This window comes from Streptomyces silaceus (genome assembly GCF_001419745.1).
Lineage (GTDB): Bacteria > Actinomycetota > Actinomycetes > Streptomycetales > Streptomycetaceae > Streptomyces > Streptomyces silaceus.
In genome coordinates this window covers 1-2391 of record NZ_LIRJ01000233.1, presented here as the reverse complement: position 1 = coordinate 2391, position 2391 = coordinate 1, and the positions used below count along the sequence as shown (strand labels likewise).

Genomic DNA, 2391 nt, shown 5'->3' with positions numbered 1-2391 from the left:
TCGGCCTCCAGCGCCGCCGCGTACTCCGTGCAGGCCCGCACCCCGGCACCCCCGTCCACGGCGAGCAGCACGAGCCGCTCGCCGTAGGGGACGACGAGGAGCGCCTCGCCGGAGCGCGCCGCCGCGGCCTCGACGACGTCGGCGAGCGCGGCGAGCGGATCGGCGCCGTCGGCACCGGCCGCCGCGAGAAGCGCGGCGGCCTGCGGAACGGCGTCCTTCGAGGACTCACCGTCGACGCCAGAACCCGAACCGGAACCCGAACCCGAACCCGAGCCGTCGGCCCCGGCCCGCACCCGCGCGGCCGAGGCGGACGCCACCTCGGCGACGACGAGCCGGAAGGGCGCGTCGAGGAGCCCGCCGTACAGTTCGCCCGCGACGGTACGGGCGTGGTCCGGCTCCCCCGCGAGCAGCATGCGCAGCACGGCGGCGCCGATCCGCTGCTCGGCGGCGTGCAGGGAGCGGGAGCGCTCGGTGGTCAGGGTCAGCAGGGCGACGGCGGAGTGCACGGCGTACCGCTCGGCGGTGCCGAGGGCGGCCGCCGTGCCGACGGCGAGCGCGGCGCGCGGCCTGCGCCCGGTGCCGAGCGAGTGGAGCTCGACGCGGTCCTCCGCGCCGGCGACGACGGAGCTGGCGGGCGCGGGCCGCTCGCGCAGCCGCTCGACGTCGGCGGTGAGGCGGGCGGCCCGGCGCGAGGCCCACTCCGGGGCGGTGGCGACGACGGCGCCGGACGCGTCGTAGAGCGCGGCCCAGCCGTCGACCTGCCCGGCGAGGGCGAGCAGCAGCCCTTCGGGGCCGTCGCTGAGAGCCTGCCGGGTCAGCTCGCGCTGGGCGGCGAAGCCGGCGGTCACGGCGCGGTACTGCTCGGCGGCGATGGCGGCGGAGACGGCCTTGCTGATGGCGAGGAACGGCGTGCGCCGGGGCACCTCGATGAGCGGCAGACCGGCTTCGGTGGCGGCGTCGACGAGGGCCTTGGGGATGTCGGGGTAGTGCACGCCGACCGCGAAGCCGAGGCCGACGACGCCGGCGCCCGCGAGCCGCTTCACGTAGCGGCGCATGGCCTCCGGGTCCTCCGCGTCCAGCTTGAGCGCGGTGATCAGGAGGAACTCGCCGCCCTCCATGTAGGGCACGGGGTCGGCGAGCTCGCTGGCGTGGGCCCAGCGGACGGGGGTGTCCAGGCGTTCCTCGCCCGCGCGCACGGTCAGCTTGAGCGCGGAGTGGTGGACGAGCGAGGCGAGCGTGGGCGGCATGGGACCTTCAGGTCTGCGGCAGGCGGCGGACGGACGTGCGCCCCGGTGCCCCCGGAGGGCCGGGCACCGGGTTGTGGATCTTTTGGCCGGTCCGTATGAACGACCTGTGTCGATTCTGCCTCACCGTCGGGTGCCGACAAGACGTAAGCCCGGGTAACTGGATGTACGCCCGGGTAACAAGCAGTGCGCCCGCGCGATCAGTCCCCCGCCCCGGCCGCCCCGCGGTCCCGCAGATCCACCAGGAGCGGCGGCGCGTGCTCGCCGCCCACCGTGGTGAGCGAGAGGACGGCGTGCCCCGGCGGCAGGGAGTGGGCGAGGTCGGAGGCGGACCAGCGCTCGCGCTCGACCTTGCGGACGGTCACGGCGTCCGTGGTCACCGCCTTGCCGGTCACCAGTTTGCGCAGGGAGTGCAGCGCCCGCGTCATCGGCTGGTCGGCGAAGACCGTGTGCTGGGCGACCTCCTTGGTCTCGATCCACTCGGTGCCCCAGGCCTCGGTGAAGCGGCGCCCGTCCCAGGTCGTCACGCCGGAGAACGCCATCCGGCAGCCGACGGCCGCGTACAGCGGTCCCTGGAGCGCCTCCGGCACCTCGCCGATGGTGCGCAGGCCGAGGACGACGCCCGCGTTCAGCGACCGCAGCCGCTGGACGGCGCGCACGCTCTCGGCGGTGAGGGTGCGCGCGGCGTCGTCGAGGACCAGGCAGGCGAAGTGCGGGCGCCGGGCACGGCCGCGTACGACGTACGTGAACTGGGCGAGGATCAGCCGGGCCAGCAGCCGCGACGCCTCCTCCTGGCCCTGCTCGGGCAGGTCGACGCGGACGCGCAGCGGATGGTGGGCGACGGCCCGCATCGAGAAGGGGCGGCCCTGCCCGGTGGGGTCGAAGAAGTCGGCGAAGGCGGGCCGGTCGAGCAGGCCGATCCGGTCGGCGAGGGCGGGACCGGGGTCGCCCGGCGAGCCTGCCTGGCGCACGCGCGCGTCGAGTTCTCGGCGCATGGCGGTGTGCTCGGCGCCGACGAGGTCCGCCTGGAGGGCGGCGATCGCGGCGGGGTCGCCTTCGAGGAGTTCGCGCAGCACCGGCACGGAGGGGAAGTGGCCGCGCAGGGCGCGGTAGGGGCCGAGGAGCTGGGCGAGCGCGGTGGCGGCGC

At 76.2% G+C, this 2391-nt stretch carries 1 protein-coding gene and 1 pseudogene; both read right to left on the bottom strand.

The features are described 5' to 3' along the window. A partial coding sequence (locus AOK22_RS22095) for a PucR family transcriptional regulator ligand-binding domain-containing protein (protein WP_055700443.1) occupies positions 1-1247 on the bottom strand: 1247 nt, incomplete at its 3' end. A gap of 197 nt (positions 1248-1444) precedes the next feature. Further along, positions 1445-2391: pseudogene (locus AOK22_RS22090) on the bottom strand (ATP/GTP-binding protein); the annotation flags it as partial.